Source organism: Oikeobacillus pervagus (assembly GCF_030813365.1).
GTDB classification, from domain to species: Bacteria; Bacillota; Bacilli; order Bacillales; family DSM-23947; genus Oikeobacillus; species Oikeobacillus pervagus.
Window position 1 is genome coordinate 56498 of the sequence record NZ_JAUSUC010000007.1, and the last position, 15803, is coordinate 72300.

11 protein-coding genes are annotated in these 15803 nt (G+C 38.1%); 4 read left to right on the forward strand and 7 right to left on the reverse strand.

The features are described 5' to 3' along the window. Positions 1 to 353 precede the first annotated feature (353 nt). Positions 354 to 1871, reverse strand: a complete 1518-nt coding sequence (locus J2S13_RS04275) for a malate:quinone oxidoreductase (RefSeq protein WP_307256471.1) — start codon at positions 1869 to 1871, stop codon at positions 354 to 356. Positions 1872 to 2644: 773 nt separating this feature from the next. Between J2S13_RS04275 and J2S13_RS04280 the strand changes: the two genes are divergently transcribed. Then, positions 2645 to 4246, forward strand: coding sequence for an alkaline phosphatase D family protein (locus J2S13_RS04280; RefSeq protein WP_307256517.1), 1602 nt, complete (start codon positions 2645 to 2647; stop codon positions 4244 to 4246). Positions 4247 to 4805: 559 nt separating this feature from the next. Here the strand turns inward: J2S13_RS04280 and J2S13_RS04285 are convergent. The 6 genes from J2S13_RS04285 to J2S13_RS04310 all read right to left on the reverse strand — a co-directional run bounded on the left by J2S13_RS04285 (position 4806) and on the right by J2S13_RS04310 (position 10992). Further along, positions 4806 to 5222, reverse strand: a complete 417-nt coding sequence (locus J2S13_RS04285; RefSeq protein ID WP_307256472.1) for a disulfide oxidoreductase — start codon at positions 5220 to 5222, stop codon at positions 4806 to 4808. A gap of 2 nt (positions 5223 to 5224) precedes the next feature. Next, positions 5225 to 5905 carry a DsbA family protein gene (locus J2S13_RS04290; protein ID WP_307256473.1) on the reverse strand — a complete coding sequence of 227 codons (681 nt, stop codon included), beginning with the start codon at positions 5903 to 5905 and terminating at the stop codon, positions 5225 to 5227. Between the two features lie 181 nt (positions 5906 to 6086). Beyond that, positions 6087 to 6941 carry an AAA family ATPase gene (locus J2S13_RS04295; RefSeq protein WP_307256474.1) on the reverse strand — a complete coding sequence of 285 codons (855 nt, stop codon included), beginning with the start codon at positions 6939 to 6941 and terminating at the stop codon, positions 6087 to 6089. Between the two features lie 182 nt (positions 6942 to 7123). Next, the gene (locus tag J2S13_RS04300) at positions 7124 to 7228 is read right to left on the reverse strand and encodes a YjcZ family sporulation protein (protein WP_307256475.1); all 105 of its coding nucleotides are present in this window, start codon (positions 7226 to 7228) and stop codon (positions 7124 to 7126) included. A 361-nt stretch (positions 7229 to 7589) separates the two neighbouring features. Further along, positions 7590 to 8291, reverse strand: coding sequence for a response regulator (locus J2S13_RS04305; protein WP_307256518.1), 702 nt, complete (start codon positions 8289 to 8291; stop codon positions 7590 to 7592). Beyond that, positions 8284 to 10992, reverse strand: coding sequence for an ATP-binding protein (locus J2S13_RS04310; RefSeq protein WP_307256476.1), 2709 nt, complete (start codon positions 10990 to 10992; stop codon positions 8284 to 8286). Before J2S13_RS04310 ends, J2S13_RS04305 begins: the two co-directional genes overlap by 8 nt. A gap of 371 nt (positions 10993 to 11363) precedes the next feature. On the opposite strand from J2S13_RS04310, the gene kdpA reads away from it, so the two are divergent. The 3 genes from kdpA to kdpC are packed head-to-tail and all read left to right on the forward strand — an operon-like array spanning position 11364 to position 15795. Continuing rightward, positions 11364 to 13061: a potassium-transporting ATPase subunit KdpA gene (gene kdpA, locus J2S13_RS04315; protein ID WP_307256477.1), complete on the forward strand. Its 1698-nt coding sequence runs from the start codon at positions 11364 to 11366 to the stop codon at positions 13059 to 13061. Positions 13062 to 13076: 15 nt separating this feature from the next. Continuing rightward, entirely contained in the window at positions 13077 to 15143 is a 2067-nt protein-coding gene (kdpB, locus tag J2S13_RS04320) for a potassium-transporting ATPase subunit KdpB (protein ID WP_307256478.1), read from the forward strand. A 13-nt stretch (positions 15144 to 15156) separates the two neighbouring features. Next, positions 15157 to 15795 (forward strand): K(+)-transporting ATPase subunit C, encoded by a 639-nt coding sequence (kdpC, locus tag J2S13_RS04325; RefSeq protein WP_307256479.1) that lies wholly within the window; start codon positions 15157 to 15159, stop codon positions 15793 to 15795. Positions 15796 to 15803: the final 8 nt, after the last annotated feature.

The following is a 15803-nucleotide window of genomic DNA, read 5'->3' on the forward strand; positions in this document are numbered from 1 at the left end:
TGAAAAAGGAAAGGGAATGAGTATCGCTTAATTGGAGAAAAAGCAAGTTTGAGGTTCAAAATTTATTTCCACTATCTAAACCTAATTCCTACAATTATTCGTAGCAAATTTTAAAATAGGGCAACGCACGAATCACCCTCGTTTGCCACAAATTTTTTTTGGAAATTGGCAAACACGAGGAGCAGGAATTTTTCATTGAATATCGAATTATTAATACACAGAAGTTAATAAGCCATTCTAATTCATCACTTCGAATATCGAACTAATAAGGACTATCCCCAGGCTTTTATATTCTTTTCACAATGGTAAAAAAGAAACACGAGGAAAATTCTCCCCCGTGTTTCCCAACCTACTTATGATACACCTTGGCCTTCTAATTGTGACGGCATACCGTCGTTTAGTTGAAGTGCTTTTGATGTCGAAGCTTGTATTTCGTTGAACAGTTCTGGATTTTCTACTAATTTCATCCCATAAGAAGGAATCATCTCTTTGATTTTTGGTTCCCATTCTTTTAATTGTTCTGGGAAACATTTATTGATTACTTGAAGCATAACGTGAACAGCTGTAGAAGCACCTGGTGAAGCACCAAGTAATGCAGCAACCGATCCATCAGCAGAACTAACAACTTCAGTACCAAATTGAAGTGTTCCTTTTCCTCCAGCTTCAGTATCTTTGATAACCTGAACACGTTGACCCGCTACAACAATCTCCCAATCTTCGCTTTTAGCGTTCGGAACAAATGCTTTTAACTCTTCGATACGTTGTTCTTTAGATAACATAAGTTGCTGGATCAAATATTTTGTTAAAGGCATGTTTTTTGCACCTGCCGCTAACATAGTGAAGACATTATTAGGCTTTACAGAACATATTAAATCCATATTTGAACCAGATTTTAAGAATTTTGGTGAAAAGCCTGCAAATGGTCCAAATAGTAATGATTTTTTGTTGTCAATAAATCTTGTATCAAGATGTGGCACAGACATTGGAGGAGCACCAACTGCAGCTTTTCCGTATACTTTCGCATGATGTTGTGCTACAACCTCTGGATTATTACATACTAAGAATAGTCCGCTTACCGGGAAACCTCCGATACGTTTACTTTCAGGAATACCAGTCTTTTGTAGTAATGGTAAACTTCCTCCACCACCACCGATAAAGAGAAATTTTGCAATATGGCTTTCAACGTTACCACTAGCGTTACGCACTTTTAATTCCCATGAACCATCACTAGTACGTTTAACACCAGTCACTTTATGTCCATAATTGACTTCGACGTTTTTATTCTTCAAATGGTCAAACAAAATACGTGTTAATGCTCCAAAGTTAACGTCAGTTCCAGATTCAATTTTGGTTGCCGCCGTAGGTTCATTCGAAGTACGTCCATTCATAATAAGCGGAATCCATTCTTTCAATTTTTCAGGGTCATCAGAAAACTCCATTCCTTTGAACAAAGGGATTTTTGAAAGCGCTTCAAAACGTTTTTTTAGGAATTTTACATTTTGTTCACCGTGCACTAAGCTCATATGGGGCAATGGCATAATAAACTCTTGTGGATTATTAATTAGCTTGCGGTTTACAAGATAAGACCAAAATTGTCTTGAAACTTGAAATTGTTCGTTGACATTAATAGCTTTAGTAATATTGATGGAGCCATCTGGTTTTTCAGGAGTGTAGTTCAATTCGCATAATGCAGAATGTCCTGTTCCTGCATTGTTCCATTCGTTAGAGCTTTCCTCTCCTGCTTTGTCAAGCTTCTCAAACACTTTAATTTCCCAGTCCGGTGCTAACTCTTTCAGAAGTGTACCTAAAGTCGCACTCATAATACCGGCACCAATTAAGATAACGTCTGTTTTAGTTTGTATGCTACTCATTTTAACCTTCCTTTTATCTTAAGATCTGCAGAAAGGATGCAGGCGCTCCTTCTTAGGCGTCACAAACAAGCCAGGCGCGACCTGATTACACACCTTTTCTGTGTCAATTATTGTCTAATCATAGTGTATCATAATTAATCCCTGATTTAAATATCTACTATTATATGCTTATGATAGTCGTCAGTTGGTAAAATACGAAAAAACCTTCACAAAATCCTATTAAACATGAAAAATAAAAGCCTCAATTCTGCCTCCTCTAAAGGATAAGCTCTTGTTTACCGTCAGTACCTCCTCCTGTGCTATTGTAGTAGACACGAATAATTCCACATTTATTTCACAAATTTTTCGGAATATTGCCATACCTATGAATTTAATCTTTACTTAACTCGACAAAATTTTCAATTCTATTATATAACAGTCTAAAGAATATTGGGATATTTTATTTGCATTATTTATGCCAAAGCCTCTAGAACATTTTAGTCCTAGAGGCTCATAATTGAATCTATTTCATATAATCTGTCAAAATCAACTAATATTCCCCCTTTGATTCCTTCTGTTTCCAGCTAAATAAATAGTCCCTTATAGCTTCATGACTTTCCTATCATTTTTGTGCCATTTACTAACCCTTTACGATAAATTCAAATTTTCTAAATAGTATTCACCTAAACTAAAAATGCGGTACCCTATGACACTACAAAAATAAAAATATCACCCAAGTAACACTTATTCATTGAGCTTTGTGCTTGGGCGAACGAGAGGAATGGTTATTGAATATGAAAGAATTCGACGACAATCGTAGAAGTTTTTTAAAGAATACAGGAAAAGGGTTGGGGATTGCTCTTGGTGCTACGCTTGTGGGCTCATTGCCAGTAAACTATGTAGCTGCAGCTAAGAACAAAAACTCTAAGAAATTTGCTTATCCATTTACATTGGGAGTCGCCTCTGGTGATCCATTGCCTGATGGGGTTGTTTTATGGACAAGACTTGCACCAGATCCATTAAATGGAGGTGGAATGGACAACCATCCTTTCCCAGTCCAATGGGAAGTTTCCCTAGACTCTAATTTTAAAAATGTTGTAAAAAGAGGGACCGAACTTTCTAAACCACAGCTTGCCCATTCTGTCCATGTCGAAGTAGACGGATTAGAACCTTCAACTTGGTATTATTACCGATTTAAAGCAAGATCTGAAATCAGTCCTGTGGGAAGAACCAGAACATCCCCTGCCTATAATAGCTCAGTCGACCATTTAAACTTTGCCTTTGTTTCCTGTCAAAACTGGCCAGTTGGTTTTTACACCGCTTATCAGCATTTAGCCAAGGATGATCTGGATTTAGTCGTTCACCTTGGAGACTATATTTATGAAGGAAAGCATAGTTCAACCATTCGATCAACAAATGTGGATACCCCAGAAATCTATACGATTGAAGATTATCGAAACCGTTATGCTTTATATAAACTAGATAGTGATCTCCAAGCTGCCCATGCCAATTTCCCATGGATCGTGACTTTTGATGATCATGAAGTGGATAATAACTATGCAGGGGATATCCCACAGGATCCAGATAAACAATCCAAAAAAGACTTCTTAACACGAAGAAGCGTTGCTTACCAAGCTTATTATGAACATATGCCACTTCGCCGTACTTCCTTACCAAATAAAAGTAATATACAGCTGTATCGTCGTCTAACATTTGGTAATTTAGTAGATTTTAATGTTTTGGACACACGTCAATATCGGGATGACCAAGCAAACGGGGATGGATGGAAAGTTCCAACACCAGAATCAGAGAACCCTACCCGCACCCTTCTAGGTGAGGAACAAGAGCGTTGGTTGTTAGATGGATTAGCTACGTCACAGGCTAAATGGAAAGTATTAGCGCAACAAGTCTTTTTCGCTCACCGTGATGGTGACTTTGATCCTGAAGGGGAATATGTGAGTATGGATGCCTGGGATGGTTATCCTGCAGCACGCCAACGGATTGTTGACTTTTTAGCGGAAAAAGACATTAAGAATACCATTGTCATCACTGGAGATGTTCATACCAACTGGGCTAATGAAATTAAAGTGGACTTCCATGACGCTAATTCTCAAAATGTAGCGGTGGAATTTGTGGGCACTTCTATTACTTCTAATGGAGATGGGTCTGATGTAAAAAAAGACACAGCACAGTATTTACAAGAAAATCCACATATTAAATTTTACAATAATTATCGCGGTTATGTACGCTGCAAACTGACTCAGGATACATGGCAAACAGATTTTAGAGTCGTTCCTTATGTATCCAAACCTGGTGCACCAATCAGTACACGTGCATCATTTATTGTGGAAGACAGCATACCTAGTTTAAAGCAGTTAACAGCTACCCCACTATAATATAGGAAACCTAACAAAAAAGACATCATAGGAAATCATAAAAAAAGAGTCAAAATTTTATAGTTGATAAATAAAATAGAATGATGATATAAAAGTCTCTGTTTTCGGGACCATTGCTAAATGGGTTCGCCCATCAAAAAAGTCGATTACATATCCGTACGTAAATCTGAAAATTATAATATTTAATTTTTTACTTTTGAAAAAGGTGTTAGTCCCCCAGTTAAATTAAACGTTAACTGGGGGGGATTAACACCTTAAATTCCTCTTTCCTGTAACACCTCCGTTTTGTCGAAAATTAAATAATTAATTTATTGGGGCTTGAGAGCTTCATTTTCCAAAAGACTTTTTTACTATTCTTTAAAAACGTTGAATTCGAATGAGGGGACCTAGATGTCTATAAAGCAGAAAACTTAAAAAAAGTAACCCTTTTCTAATATCTTAGAAAAAAGGGTTACTTTTGAAATATACATGGGAAACAAGATTATTCGCGGTGTCGCATGATGAGTAGAATAAGCTAGATTTACGATCGATATTTAAATAACTGTTCCCTTCATCTTTTTCACTTCTGAGAGGGTTTTGTAAAAAGCATGAATACGATAATAATCGAAAAGGCAATCAATGCTAAAAATGGGATTGTAATAAATCCAAGCCAGTTAATATATTCAGTATTACAAGGGACACCATTGACACAAGGCTTAATTTCCGCAAATCCTGGTACTTTTTGTTCAAGGTAGTGGAAAAGTGATATGCACCAACCAATCATCGCCATTGGTAAGACGAACTTTTTGACAGTTTGGTCATTTTGAAATGTCCCTATTCCCAGTATTAAAGCTAACGGGTACATCAAAATACGTTGATACCAACATAATTCACAAGGTATAAATCCACGGATTTCACTAAAATAAAGACTTCCTAGGGTAGCGACAACTGAAACGATCCAAGCAAAATATAGGGAATATTGTCTTATATTCACCATACTTAATTACCTTCCAATTCTTTTTCTATAAGACTTTTCATTTGATCATAATCAAACGGATCTTCAAGCATCGTACCGTTTACCATAATACTTGGTGTAAATTGTATTTTAAACTCTTCCACCAATTTCGCATCTTTATTGACTTCCGCTAAACCAGACTCATTCTCTAAATCCTTTTGTAGCTGTTGTGTATCAATGCCAGGAATCGTTTTGGCTATTTCTAAAATTTTCTCATTTGTTATCCATAATCCATCGTGATTTTCATTCGGTTGCGCATTAAATAGTTCTTTATGAAATTTCCAATAGCTATTTGGACTTTCTTTATATACTGACTCTGCCGCTAAAGATCCTAATTTGGATTCCTCACCGTGAAATAATACATTTATATAGGAAAACTTCACTTTTCCAGTATCTACATAATCACTGATTAATTTTGGATAAATAGTTTCTCCCCAAATTTTACAGGAAGGACATTTAAAATCACCAAACTCAACAACAGTTACTGGAGCATCGGAATTACCTTGCATAGGTTGTCCCTCTATTGGTGGCTGTTGATCGAAGGTTGTATCATGATTCGAATCAGAATTTCTATTGTTGAGAATTACCAATGCTACAAATAAAGCAACCACGATTAAAGTGATCATTACTACCATTTTAAATGGTGAGTTATTACTTTTTGACATCATCACACCTCTTTAGTTGGAATTAGAAAGACTATTCCCCTTCTTGAACGCTTAACATCAAAAATAAACTACGACACTTTCTGCTATCGCCCATTAGAAAGGATTAGAGTCCTTATTACCATTTATTTTTCCCATTAAAATACTACATTTTGTATTTTACTTTATTTCCGTCCAAATCACATCAAAACTGTTCTTCATTTCTTTTAAAAAACTCATAATATGTACGCACATTTTCCAACTCTGTCCACCGCTTCGTCCTAACAGGTTTTTCATCGAGGTCATATATTTTGGCTCCACGCATCGAAAGCAGAAATGGGGAATGTGTTGATATAATAAACTGACAGCCGAAAAAACGCGCAGAGTCCTCAATAAATTTCATTAATTCTATCTGACGTTGTGGAGAAAGACTGTTTTCCGGCTCATCCAATATATAAAGCCCATTTTCACCAATTTTTTCAGTGAAATAGGAGAATGCACTTTCCCCATTTGAATATTCCCTTACATTATCCATTAGTTCACTTCTCACAAAACGTGATTGTGTTTTTCTTCTGGCTGTATTTACTTTTTTCAGTTGTTCGTAGTCTTCAATGGACTTCAGTTGAAATTTAGAATATTTCGCATCTAAATATTCCTCAAAAAGTTTCTCCCGTTTCTGGTCAATCCCCTCATTAAGGTTTCGGATATTCAACATATAATCAAATACATCATCACTTGTAATAATTCTGCTATTCTCGGGAATATCCGTCCCTAGCTGCATCCCACACATTTTCACATAATCTGGGTAAAAACTTGATTTGTTATAGATGGAATCACGTTTGACTCCCGTTTTTTCTGCTATCACATTTAATGCTGTAGATTTTCCTGAACCGTTTCCTCCATATAAAATCGTAACTGGCTCACATACCATTTTATCAAAACCACGTCTAGATAATACCTTAAATGGATAAAACGAATCATAGCACGTCCTCTTTACTTCTAAGAAAAAGTCAAATTCCATATCCTCATTCGGAAATGTAAATGCATTTAAATAAATCATAAATCCCCCTATTAAAATAATCTTCAAACGGCATACTCTTCCTTCACCTAACTATAACATTTGAGCCTATATATATACAGCCCATAACATTCCAGTTGAAACAACCTCCTGGAGATTATGAATACGCTGATCAATAAAAAGAGCTACCCAACTTACAGGGTAGCTCTCCTCTCTTGAATAATTTAACAACAATAAGATACTCCGACAATAATTAATAAAATAAATAGCACGACGATTAATGCAAAGCCATAACCGTAACCGCAACCATAACCTTTATTGTTAGACATAGATATCTCTCCTTAAAGTGTTTTTGTAGAAGCCTCTACGTCAATAAGGTATGATTACGTGCTAAAGTTTGTATAGACAGGAATATTACAGACTTCTCCCAATTTTTTAAATTGGCTATCCTTATCTAAACAAGTAGTCATCTCCCCTTCTAAATATGTCCACACTAAACTAGACTGTTTTTTAGCGACTTATTTTAGCATGATAGATTATTCATACGATCATGCTGTCGTAGAAACAACATGTAACAAAATTTAGACAGAATTTGAAATAGGACACCACTTTGAGTCTTTGAAATAATTATATAGCGTTAGTAGATTATACATTGGTTTAATCACATTAGAATTCCCTTACGATCGCCTTTTATTCGTCATCATACCGTAACATTCGATAGCCAACGCGTATATGTGTCTGAATATATCTCGGTTTCGCTGGATTATCCTCTATTTTTTTGCGCAAGGTTGCCATAAATACCCGTAAACTCGGTACGTCTGATTGTGATACATGTTGCCATACTTCCTTCAAAAGAAAGTTATGTGTCAGAACTTTGCCAACATGTTTTGATAACACCACTAACAACTTATATTCAATTGGCGTTAGATGTATTTCTACGTCATTCATAAATACCGTGTTTGCCAAATAATCGATGCGTAAGTTACCGTTTATAAATTCAGACTGTTCTTTCCCAATCTGGTGGTAACCTGAAATTCTTCTAAACGCCACACGAACTCGGGCCAATAGTTCATCCACACTGAAAGGCTTTGTTACATAATCATCAGCTCCAGCATCGAGGGCATTTATTTTATCACGTTCCTCATCACGCGCACTCACGATGATAATTGGTATTTGCGACCAGCTCCGGATTTTTCGGATAACATCGATACCATCCATATCTGGGAGACCAAGGTCTAAAATAACTACGTCCGGTTGCATCGATATTACTTCTTGTAATGCGGATTTACCGTCTAATGCAATCGCATATTCATAATGTTGCGTACTCAAAGCCATTTTGATTAAGTTTCCGATTGCCAAATCATCTTCTACTACTAAAATTCGGTTAGTCATTGACTTGGACATCTCCTTTTTTAAGTGTAAAACTAAAAATCGCACCCGTTGGCACATTATCTTCCACTGTGAGTTCACTTTCATGTACTTTTACGATGGCTTGGCATAGGGATAGACCGAGTCCAAGACCACGCCGACTGTCACTTCGGTAGATTTTACCTGTAGTAAATGGTTCAAATAACCGCGCTTTTAAAGAATCACTAATCCCAGGACCATTATCCAAGATACGTATTTGGACGTGATCCCCCACTTCTTGTGCAATCACGGAAATCTCACTTCCTGCAGGTGTATAGGTCAATGCATTATTGACGATATTAATGATGACTTGGATAATAAGCCGGGCATCCATCATCGCAAATAACAACTCTGATTCGACATGACAATGAATGCGATGTGTATTTTCGTTGTGCATCACATGCGAAAGTGCTTCCTGCAAAATATCTTCAACAAGCTCCGGTTGCATTTCAATAGACAGTTCCCCGCCATCTAATCTTGAGACAGCTAGTAAATTCTCGACCATTTGCAAAAGCCACTTCGAGTTACTATTAATATCGTGATATAGCTGATTTTTTTGTGTGTCATCAATCTGTTCCCCACTCAATAGTAAAATATCTGAGTTTCCAGAAATACTCGTCAACGGTGTTCGTAAATCATGCGAAATCGACCGCAAAAAGGTGGCACGCATTTGCTCTAGTTCCGCCTCTCGGACTACTTCTTCATTCGTTTTTTGCAAATAATATTTATCAAGTGCAAACGAAAATTCATTGATGATTGCATCTAGAATATGTCGTTCGAATGAAGGAAGTGGAGATTCCCTTGTCAGCATAATTCCGACGACACCTTCCACGTTCATGCCGTAAATAATCGGTATATAATACGCGTTTGCTTCAGGAAACGTATCCGTCGTGACACCAGCCGCTTGCTTATTATTTGCGACCCACGCCACGACCCCTCGTTCGTTCACATTATCAAACAGTGCTTCATTCGCATTATTTTCCGCAGCGGTCATCACATGGGTCTTGAAAAACATTTTATTTTTTATTAATTGGTTCGTCATATCGAAAAATACTGCTGGTTTTTCAACAAGCTTAACAATTTGCGTCATGCCTTCTGAAATGATTTCTTCAAGTGATCTTGCATGCTGCAATTTACGATTGGTTTCAAACAGCACTTCCATCCGGTAGGACTTGCGGACAGCTTCGACTGCTTGCTTTTTTACTTTTCGAGTCAAGCTACTTGTTATTAGCCCTGATATAAACATAATTAAAAACGTCATGGGATAGTCCCAGTGGTATGCTTCAAATGAAAAACGCGGTTCCGTGAATAAAAAATTAAAGATCAGCACCGCAACCAACGAACTAATAACGCTGATCACCCAACCCGTCGACCACATGGCAAGCACCAATACACCCAAAATATATATGGTAATAATGTTCGCTTCGCTTACACCTGAAGTAAAGAAAATCATTCCAATGGCTGAAGCTATGCCAAAAATAATTACCATTTTCAACAAGTCCATCCAAGCAAACTTAAGTTGCGGTACAATCCCTTGAAAACGTAGGGACTCGTTTTCTCTATCCGGTACAATATACATAGGCAAATTGGGCACATAACTACTGAGGCGATCACTAATTTTGGAATTGGGCCTCCACCATTGCGCTTTCGTCGAAGTTTTTCCGATAACAAGCTTTGTCACTCCACTTATTCGTGCATAATTAGCGAGTGCCACTGCCACATCTTCCTCCTGAACGGTTACGACATGACCGCCAAGCTGCTCAGTTAGTTTGATGTGCAGTTTCAATCTCTCGGAATTCGCCTCATCCTCTTTATTTGTTGACTTTTGTACATATAATGCTGTGAATTTTCCATGCAACGCTTGAGCAAGTCGTGCAGTAGTTCGGATCACTTTTGCATTTGTAGGTGAACTACTAATACCAACTAATAAATGTTCTTCCACCTGTGTATTGTTGGAAAGTGAAACATTTTCGAGCGACTGCTTATAGTAAATGGTATCTGCTGTTCGACGTAACGCTATTTCACGAAGTGCCACTAAATTCGACTTTTGAAAAAAATGCTCCATCGCTTTTTCTGCTTGTTCAGATTGATAGATTTTCCCTTCTCTTAAACGCTGGATGAGATCTTCCGGCTCAACATCAACGAGTCTAATTTGTGCTGCGTTATCAATTAAATAATCTGGTATACGCTCACGGACTTGAATTCCCGTAATCTCTTCCACCAAATCATGAAGACTTTCAATATGCTGGATATTAACAGTGGTGTATACGTCGATCCCTTTTGCAAGCAGTTCTTCTACATCACCAAATCGTTTTAGATGGCGCATTGATGGTACATTGGTATGCGCCAATTCATCAATCAACACAAGCGTAGGGTTTCGTTCAAGCACCGCATCAATATCTAATTCTTCAAATGTCTTTCCTTTATAAGTAATTTTTTTAGTCGGTATTATTTCAAGTCCATTTAGTAAGGCGGTTGTTTCTGGCCGGGCATGTGGCTCAACATAACCGACGACAACATCTATGCCTAATTTTTGATCTTGATGGGCAGTGTTAAGCATTGCATAGGTTTTGCCAACTCCTGCCGCATACCCTAGAAATATTTTTAATTTGCCAGTCCCGTCCCCTTTTTCTAATTGTTTAATTTTCGCCAAAATCTCTTCTGAACTTGGACGCTTATCTTCCATTGCTTCACACCCCCCAAATTCATTATACTTCTGATTCGCATTAAGGCGGCATAAAGATTTTCACCTTAATATCACCTTAATACAAATCACATTTCTCTAACGCTACTTTAATTCGAATCTCATTATAATGAGTCTAATCACTATGCAGAAAGGGTGGGGCACATGATGGATGTATGTATGATTGGCGTGCTAATGATCAGTTTTGCCAGTCTTTATGGATTAACATTCTGGTGTTATAAACTAGTAAACAATTAAGGAGGATTGGGTATGTGGATTGTGCTAGGTATCATCATTGTATTGGTTTTTGGTTACTTGGGTCATGCATTACTCTACTCAGAAAACGATTAATACGCCTGTAGGAGGTAAAGGATATGTGGCAAATCGCTTTGGTGCTTGGAATTTATTTACCGCTTGTCATTGTAGTGGGTCATTATTTATACCATGTAACAATGCAACAAAAAACATGGATGGATCCGGTGATGAACCGCATCGATCATGCCATCTATAAAATTAGTGGCATTAAGAATAACAATATGACTGGAAAACAATATGTGTCAGCATTGATTCTTTCAAATGCGGTTATGGTGTTTGTAGGCTATATTATATTACGCATTCAATCGTCGTTGTTTTTGAACCCGAATGGCATCGGTAACATGGAAGAAACTCTATCATTTAATACGATTATTTCCTTTATGACGAATACAAATTTACAACATTATAGCGGTGAATCCGGTTTAAGTTATTTGGCACAGATGCTTGTCATCACATTCATGATGTTTACATCGGCTGCAACGGGCTATGCGGCCTGTATGGCTTTCTGTCGTCGTCTAGTGGCAAATACAGATACTCTTGGCAATTTTTTTGTAGACCTTGTACGTGTAACGACTCGTGTCTTAATTCCAATCGCTACTATTGTGGCATTACTATTGGTGTTCCAAGGTTCACCTCAAACATTTCATTCAAATGAAACGGTTCACACTATTGAGGGAAAAATGCAAGATATCGCACTTGGACCTGTCGCTTCGCTTGAATCCATTAAGCATGTTGGTACAAACGGTGGTGGTTTCAACGGTGCCAATTCCACAACGCCGTATGAAAACCCAACGGTCATATCAAACATAATAGAATTATTATCCATGATGCTTCTCCCCGGCGCTTGTGTTGTGGCATTCAGTCTGATGGTCGTCAAACGAAAAAAGAAGAAAACAATTTTCGGCAAACAAGGATTGATCATTTTTGCGGCGATGGGGTTTCTGTTTCTCATCGGTCTAACGACTTGTTATTTGGCTGAACTTGCTGGTAACCCTATTATCGACAAGCTTGGTATCACACAGGATTTAGGGAGTATGGAAGGGAAGGAAATGCGTTTCGGTATCGCTCAATCTGCTTTATTCACGACCGTAACAACTGCCTTCACGACCGGAACAGTTAATAATATGCATGATACCTTAACACCAATTGGTGGTATGGTACCACTGTTTAATATGATGTTAAACGTCGTATTTGGCGGTAAGGGAGTCGGTTTGATGAACATGATGATGTATGTCATGTTAACCATTTTCATTGCCTGTTTAATGATCGGTCGTACTCCCCAATTTTTAGGGAAGAAAATTGAAGAAAAAGAAATGAAATTAATCGCGCTTTGCATTTTAATCCACCCCGCTATTATCTTAGGGTTCTCAGCACTTGCCGTTTCGACGACAGCTGGAATGAATGGAATCACAAATCCAGGTGCTCATGGGTTATCACAGGTGCTTTATGAATATGCTTCATCTTCAGCAAACAATGGCTCTGGATTCGAAGGATTATCCGATAATTCTACGTTTTGGAACATAACGACAGGTCTAGCGATGTTCTTTGGACGCTATTTATCGATCATTATTCAACTTGCTATTGCATCCCTGTTGGCCAAAAAAGTCTTGCACAATGAATCAGTAGGTACTTTGAAAACCGACAATGCTATGTTCGCATTCATGCTTGTCGCCATTGTATTAATGATTGGCGCATTAACATTTTTACCCGCTTTAGCACTCGGTCCGATTACAGAACATTTACAAATACGTTCTTGATGAGGAGATAAAATAATGGAAACTACATCAAAAAAGAGTTTTATAACTGGAGAAATTATGAAGAGTTCAGTTTTAGGGGCTTTCAAAAAACTAAACCCAGTCTATATGGTAAAAAATCCGGTTATGTTTGTTGTTGAAATCGGGTTTATCCTTGTACTTATCCTAGCCATTTTTCCAAATCTATGGGGAGATGGAGATGCAGGAAATTTACGCCTTTATAATGCCATTGTCGCTAGTATTCTATTTGTCACCATATTATTTGCGAACTTTGCCGAATCTGTCGCAGAAGGTCGTGGGAAAGCACAAGTGCTAACACTTAAAAAGACAAAAACAGTGACAGAGGCGCACGTGATCCTTCCTGATGGATCAGAAATTACGAAGCAAGCCAATGAACTTGTAAAAGGAGATATTGTCATCGTTCGTGCAGGTGAAGTCATTCCAAACGACGGCGAAGTCATTGAAGGGATTGCCACTGTGAATGAATCAGCCATCACTGGTGAATCAGCTCCAGTCGTAAAGGAAAGTGGCGGTGATTTTTCTTCAGTTACAGGCGGCACTACAGTCACAAGTGATTGGTTAAAAATTGAAATCACTTCACGTCCTGGTGAATCATTTTTAGATAAAATGATTGCACTTATAGAAGGGGCACGTCGTAAAAAAACACCGAATGAAATTGCTTTGAACACATTATTAGTCAGTTTGACCATTATCTTCTTACTAGTTGTCGTCACACTTTACCCAATGACTACGTACTTGAATCTAAATATTTCGGTTGCTACCTTCATTGCATTGATTGTCTGTTTAATTCCGACCACGATTGGAGGGCTATTGTCGGCCATCGGGATTGCAGGAATGGATAGAGTCACACAGTTTAATGTTATCGCAATGTCTGGGAAAGCTGTCGAAGCATGTGGTGACGTCGATACTTTGATTTTAGACAAAACAGGGACCATCACTTATGGGAACCGCCTAGCAGCAGAATTTATCCCTATTAAAGGAGTGGATAAAAACGAACTGATTCGTGCTGCATGGATAAGCTCACTCACAGACGATACACCTGAAGGGAAATCCATTGTATCACTTGCATGCAAATTAAATGTTAATGTGACTGATGAAAAAAAGATTATCGAAACAAGCAATCCCATTTCATTTACAGCACAGACACGTATGAGCGGGCTTGATTGTCAAGATGGAACAAAATTTCGCAAAGGTGCTTATGACTCGATCAAAAAAATGAGCATCGTAGCTGGCTTTTCACTACCAAAAGATTTGGAAAACATTGTGTATGAAGTTTCATCACAAGGCGGAACTCCTTTAGTAGTATCAAAAAACGAACAAATCCTTGGAGTTATTTATCTGAAGGATGTCGTAAAACCAGGATTAAAGGAGCGGTTCGAACAGCTTCGCAGAATGGGAATTAAAACCATTATGTGTACAGGAGACAACCCACTAACAGCTGCAACAATTGCAAAAGAGGCAGGTGTAGATGGTTTTGTAGCCGAAAGCAAACCTGAAGATAAGATCAATGTGATTAAAAAAGAGCAGGGACAAGGTAAAATCGTCGCTATGACGGGTGACGGTACGAATGATGCACCGGCCCTAGCTCAAGCAAACGTTGGGCTGGCGATGAATTCGGGGACAAATGCAGCGAAAGAAGCAGCGAATATGGTCGATTTAGACTCGAATCCGACAAAAGTTATCGAAATTGTGGAAATTGGGAAACAATTACTGATGACTCGTGGTGCCTTAACGACATTCAGTATCGCAAACGATATAGCAAAATTCTTCGCCATCATTCCTGCGATGTTGATGGTAGGCTTACCTGAAATAGGAGCGTTAAACATTATGCAGTTAAATTCACCGATGAGCGCTATTATCTCTGCATTGATTTTTAACGCGATCATTATTCCATTGCTAATTCCAATTGCAATGAAAGGTGTTAAATACAAACCGATGAGTGTTTCAAAACTATTAAATAGAAACCTATTAGTCTATGGACTTGGCGGGATTATCGCTCCCTTTATTGGCATTAAACTAATCGATATCATGATCGGGCCCGTTTTACACATGATAGGTCTATAGGAGGAAGATTGACATGAAGGAATTTTTCCAATACACGAAACAATCGATTTTAGTTACATTCATGTTGCTCATTATATGCGGTTTAATTTATCCGTTTGCAGTGACGGCAGTAGCGCAAATGTTATTCAACCACCAAGCAAATGGTAGTTTCATTGATGTAGATGGTGAATGGGTCGGCTCTGAAATAGTAGGTCAGGATTTCACCGCACCTGAGTATTTTTGGGGACGTGTATCAGCTGTGAATTACAACACCTACACGAAAAAAGATCTTGTGCCAGATGCAAACGGCGAAACAGCATATAGTGGCGTTAGTTCTGGTACATTCAATTATGCACCATCCAACCCTGAGCTCCGAAAAAGAATGGAAACGGATATTGAACAATTTTTAAATGCGAACCCTGGGGTGAAACGCGAACAAATTCCTGCAGACTTAATGACTGCCTCAGGATCTGGCCTTGATCCACATATCAGTGTAGATGCTGCCCATATTCAGATGAAGCGAGTGGCACAATCTAGCGGTCTTTCTTTAGATGAGATCAAAGCCATTGTGAAAAATAATACTGAAAGTCGCGTTTTTGGTTTGTTTGGTGAAGATAAAGTCAATGTCTTAGGTGCCAATCTGGATATCTTCAAACAAATGAAAGAGAAATAACTTGGATA

Excerpts from the sequence above, each read along its gene's own strand:
- J2S13_RS04275 (WP_307256471.1), bottom strand. The coding sequence starts at position 1,871 with ATGAGTAGCATACAAACTAAAACAGACGTTATCTTAATTGGTGCCGGT.
- J2S13_RS04280 (WP_307256517.1), top strand. The coding sequence starts at position 2,645 with ATGAAAGAATTCGACGACAATCGTAGAAGTTTTTTAAAGAATACAGGA.
- J2S13_RS04285 (WP_307256472.1), bottom strand. The coding sequence starts at position 5,222 with ATGGTGAATATAAGACAATATTCCCTATATTTTGCTTGGATCGTTTCA.
- J2S13_RS04290 (WP_307256473.1), bottom strand. The coding sequence starts at position 5,905 with ATGTCAAAAAGTAATAACTCACCATTTAAAATGGTAGTAATGATCACT.
- J2S13_RS04295 (WP_307256474.1), bottom strand. The coding sequence starts at position 6,941 with ATGATTTATTTAAATGCATTTACATTTCCGAATGAGGATATGGAATTT.
- J2S13_RS04300 (WP_307256475.1), bottom strand. The coding sequence starts at position 7,228 with ATGTCTAACAATAAAGGTTATGGTTGCGGTTACGGTTATGGCTTTGCA.
- J2S13_RS04305 (WP_307256518.1), bottom strand. The coding sequence starts at position 8,291 with ATGACTAACCGAATTTTAGTAGTAGAAGATGATTTGGCAATCGGAAAC.
- J2S13_RS04310 (WP_307256476.1), bottom strand. The coding sequence starts at position 10,992 with ATGGAAGATAAGCGTCCAAGTTCAGAAGAGATTTTGGCGAAAATTAAA.
- kdpA (WP_307256477.1), top strand. The coding sequence starts at position 11,364 with ATGTGGCAAATCGCTTTGGTGCTTGGAATTTATTTACCGCTTGTCATT.
- kdpB (WP_307256478.1), top strand. The coding sequence starts at position 13,077 with ATGGAAACTACATCAAAAAAGAGTTTTATAACTGGAGAAATTATGAAG.
- kdpC (WP_307256479.1), top strand. The coding sequence starts at position 15,157 with ATGAAGGAATTTTTCCAATACACGAAACAATCGATTTTAGTTACATTC.